The sequence below is a fragment of the Synechococcus sp. H60.2 genome (genome assembly GCF_047462315.1).
Classification (GTDB): Bacteria; Cyanobacteriota; Cyanobacteriia; order Thermostichales; family Thermostichaceae; genus Thermostichus.
The window spans coordinates 1-3546 of the sequence record NZ_JANSIZ010000129.1 but is presented as its reverse complement, the minus strand read 5'-3'; the positions used below and the strand labels follow the sequence as shown (position 1 = coordinate 3546).

The following is a 3546-nucleotide window of genomic DNA, read 5'->3' as shown; positions in this document are numbered from 1 at the left end:
GGCAGAAGAAGAGACAAAAGCTCTGCTGTCAAGCGGGTGAGGAAACGCCACCCGCCTACGCGGTGGGGTAGTTCATTCTTCAGCTTCTCCTCCCTAAAAAAAGTTGGGCGGGCCGTTGCTGTAGCCAATGGGTTGATTGAAGAGGGGGGAGCCCTCCTCTTTTTTTCTTCAAGGGTCGAGATAGAGTCGGTGTTGGCGAATGTAGTGCTCCACAGCGGAGGGCACCAAGTAGCGGATGGATCCCCCTTTTTGGATTTGCTGACGCAGGTAGGTGGAAGAAAGCGTTAGGGTGGGGGCGTCCAAGATTGTCGCCCGGATGGGCAGCTTCTCAGCCACCGACTGCAGCACCTGGGCGGCATCACCGGCATCGAGGCGGGGGGCAACAATCCAGTGACAGAGGCGGGCCAATTCTTCCGCCTGGTACCACTGGGGCAGATCCCGCAGGGCATCCACCCCGATGATCCAGTACCACTGGGTGTTGGGTTGCTCTTGCATCAGGCAGCGCAGTGTCTCAATGGTGTAGGAGGGGCCAGGACGGCGGATCTCCAGCTCGGAGCAGGCGAAGCGCTCGTGGTCGGCAATGGCCAGCTTCACCATGGCCAGGCGATCCGCTTTGCTGGCGCCGGCAGCCAAGGGCTTGTGGGGAGGATCCCCTGCCGGCATCCACAGCACCTGATCCAAGTTGAACTGCCAGAGGGCCTGCTCGGCCATGATCAGATGGCCGTGGTGGACGGGGTTAAAGGTGCCGCCGAGAATGCCAACGCGGCGCTGCTTGGGGGCTGAGCCACTCATGGCTGTTGGCTGAGGTAGCTGATGGCCTCGCGCAGCCAGTCTTCCGTCTGCCGGGGCTGAGGTGGAAGGGCTTGCAGGGCCGCTTGAATTTCCTGGAGGCTGTAGCCGAGGGCCAGCAGGGCCATTTCCACCTCCTCCCGGATAGAGGGGGGCGGCCCGCCAGCCAGAGGGCGATCTGCGTTCTCTAGGCCTTGTCGCCAGTGGGCCAATTTGCTTTTCAGCTCCAGCGCCAGCCGTTGGGCCGTTTTGTGGCCCACCCCTGGGGCTAGGGAGAGGAGGCGGACATTTTCGGTAACCACCGCCTGCACCAGCTCCGGCAAAGCGAAAGTGTTGAGCAGCGCCAGACCCAAAGCCGGACCCACCCCCGGGACTTTGATCAGTTCCACAAACAGATCCCGCTCCGCTGGCGAGCCAAACCCGTACAGCACCAGCTCGGTCTCCCGCACCAGCAGATGGGTGAACACCCGCACAGGCTCTCCTACAGGGGGCAGTTGCTTGAGAAAACGGGCCGGCGCCTGGATGCGATAGCCGATCCCCTGCACCTCCAGGGTGAGGCTGCTGCGCTCTCCCGGTTCCACAGCGACGAGGTGGCCTGTCAAAAACGCGATCATGTGCGTATCCAACCGGTGTTTAGGATACCTTGCCCGGCGGCGGCTTCGGAGCTGGCTAGGCAAAATCTAAATGAATCTAGAATGAGAAAAGCTCACGAGCAAACCTTATGGTATCAACGTCGGCACCGGCCACTCCCATCTCGGCACGCTGGATTTGGCGGGGGCAATCCGTTCATTATGTCAAACAGGGCGAGCAGGGGCAGCCTTTGCTTTTGGTGCACGGCTTTGGGGCCTCCACCGACCACTGGCGCAAGAATATCCCTGAGTTGGCCCAACACTACCAGGTCTATGCTATCGATTTGCTCGGCTTTGGCCGTTCGGCCAAGCCCAACTGGGACTACCGCGCCGAGATCTGGCGGGATCAACTGCGGGATTTCTGTCAACAGGTGATCCGGCGGCCTGTGGTGGCCATTGGCAACTCCCTGGGTGGCTATGTGGTGCTCAGCCTTGCGGCAGAGTGGCCGGAGTGGGTGCGGGGGGTGGTGTTGCTTAACGGAGCCGGTGGCTTTTCCACTGCTAAGGGATCCCCCTCTGGCTGGCGGCAATGGCTGCGTGGCCTGGTGGGCTGGGGCCTGCGCCAGCGCCTGGTGTCTTACCTATTGTTTCAGTACTTGCGGCAGCCGCGGGTGATTCGCTCCAAGCTGAAGCAGGTCTATTACGACCCGGCGGCAGTGACGGATCAACTGGTGGAAGACATTCATCGCCCCACACGGGATCCGGGGGCTGCCGATGTGTTCGTGGCCCTGATGCGGGGCGGGCAGAAGGGGCGCTATGTGGATGAGCTGCTGCGCAGCTTGGTGCGCCCCCTGTTGTTGATTTGGGGCGAACGGGATCCCTGGATGCGGGCCCGCGAGCGCTCCAAGCTGTACCGGGCTCACTACCCTCAGGCGGTGGAATACTTCCTGGAAGCCGGCCACTGCCCTCACGATGAGCGCCCCGAACAGGTCAATGCCCTGATCCACCAGTGGATCGAGACGGGGATCCCGGCCACCACCTCTCCTCCCCCTTTCAAAGCAGCGCCGGTTTCAGACCTGCATCCTTAGCCTTGAGAGCTAGCCGGGGTTGCCTGCCGGCTCTGGCGGCGAGTCTCCTTCCAGGCCAATGGCGTACTTCAGCCATTCCCGGTAGGATCCGCTGCTGACAGCTTTGGAGATTTCAAAGTAAAGGGTGCTGTGGGGGCGGCGGGGCTGGCGCAGCAGGGGCATGCCAGCCTCACGCGGAGTGCGATTCCCTTTTTTCACGTTGCAGCGCACACAGGCGCTGACCACATTTTCCCAGGTATCTCCGCCGCCGCGGGAGCGCGGGATCACGTGATCCAGGGTGAGGTCTTCGCCATAACAACCGCAGTACTGGCAGCGGTGCCCATCGCGATAGAGGACGTTGCGGCGTGTCAGGGGAATCTCTTTGTGGGGAACGTGAACGTAGTGGCGCAGGCGGATGACGGTGGGCAGAGGGATGTTGCCGTAGACTACTTTGCCGTTGTGCTCGATTTGCTCGGCTTTGCCCTTGAGCAAAAGGACGACAGCTCTGCGCCAACTGGTGACGTTGAGCGGCTCGTAGGAGGCATTTAAAACCAAAACCTTGCTCATAGTGCTACGCACCGGTAAACTACCCGGCTCCGACCGCTAAGCAGTACGGAGCGGGCTTTAAGCGCTACGCGCCGCTGACGCGAACGGTAGCCCTGCAGTTGGCAAGCCAACCACGGACCTCTAGGCCGGTTTACAGCGACCCCCAAAAGGGCAATCACGTTGGCACCGTTCAAATCTGCATCCCCTTCCCAACCACAGGCCGGGCTCACACAACGAAAATGCTTCCCTTCCCGCTGCCCAAGCCACAAATACCGGTGGCAGGTCTGCGAGCTGTAGGCAGGCGGCACCACCACAACCTTCACCCCTGCTCTGGCGGCCTTGTACTCTAGAAACTGTCTCAACTGGGAGAACGCCCAACTGTTCGCCCGCCGCCGCTCCGTCTTGCTGCGCGGCTGTTGGTTGGTACGCTCCCTAATCCCAGGCAGGTCTTCCAAGGCAATAAAACGGTGGGTCGCCTGGGCCCTCGCAACAATCGCCAAGGACTCCGTCCCGCTGACGCGAGTGGCGATGCGGTGATTGACCCAGGTTTGAAAGCGCCTCTCCCGACCAGACAG

At 61.6% G+C, this 3546-nt stretch carries 5 protein-coding genes; 1 reads left to right on the top strand and 4 read right to left on the bottom strand.

The window, feature by feature from the left end; genetic code table 11:
- Positions 1–168 precede the first annotated feature (168 nt).
- Both nadD and ruvA read right to left on the bottom strand, forming a co-directional pair.
- Positions 169–792: a nicotinate-nucleotide adenylyltransferase gene (gene nadD, locus NW845_RS12605; RefSeq protein ID WP_414366291.1), complete on the bottom strand. Its 624-nt coding sequence runs from the start codon at positions 790–792 to the stop codon at positions 169–171.
- Positions 789–1403, bottom strand: coding sequence for a Holliday junction branch migration protein RuvA (gene ruvA / locus NW845_RS12600; RefSeq protein ID WP_414371656.1), 615 nt, complete (start codon positions 1401–1403; stop codon positions 789–791). The genes nadD and ruvA overlap by 4 nt, the downstream gene beginning before the upstream one ends.
- A 107-nt stretch (positions 1404–1510) precedes the next feature.
- On the opposite strand from ruvA, the gene NW845_RS12595 reads away from it, so the two are divergent.
- Positions 1511–2446 carry an alpha/beta fold hydrolase gene (locus tag NW845_RS12595; protein WP_414366294.1) on the top strand — a complete coding sequence of 312 codons (936 nt, stop codon included), beginning with the start codon at positions 1511–1513 and terminating at the stop codon, positions 2444–2446.
- A 9-nt stretch (positions 2447–2455) separates the two neighbouring features.
- Here NW845_RS12595 and NW845_RS12590 read toward each other — a convergent pair whose 3' ends face one another.
- Complete coding sequence (locus tag NW845_RS12590; RefSeq protein ID WP_414371660.1) at positions 2456–2992, bottom strand: HNH endonuclease; 537 nt, start codon at positions 2990–2992, stop codon at positions 2456–2458.
- Positions 2989–3546: zinc ribbon domain-containing protein (locus NW845_RS12585; protein WP_414378776.1), on the bottom strand; the 558-nt coding region annotated here is incomplete at its 5' end. The genes NW845_RS12585 and NW845_RS12590, both read right to left, overlap by 4 nt.

Bases quoted from the DNA above. Each gene is read 5' to 3' on its own strand.
- ruvA (WP_414371656.1), bottom strand. From the start codon at position 1,403: ATGATCGCGTTTTTGACAGGCCACCTCGTCGCTGTGGAACCGGGAGAG.
- NW845_RS12590 (WP_414371660.1), bottom strand. From the start codon at position 2,992: ATGAGCAAGGTTTTGGTTTTAAATGCCTCCTACGAGCCGCTCAACGTC.
- NW845_RS12595 (WP_414366294.1), top strand. From the start codon at position 1,511: ATGGTATCAACGTCGGCACCGGCCACTCCCATCTCGGCACGCTGGATT.
- nadD (WP_414366291.1), bottom strand. From the start codon at position 792: ATGAGTGGCTCAGCCCCCAAGCAGCGCCGCGTTGGCATTCTCGGCGGC.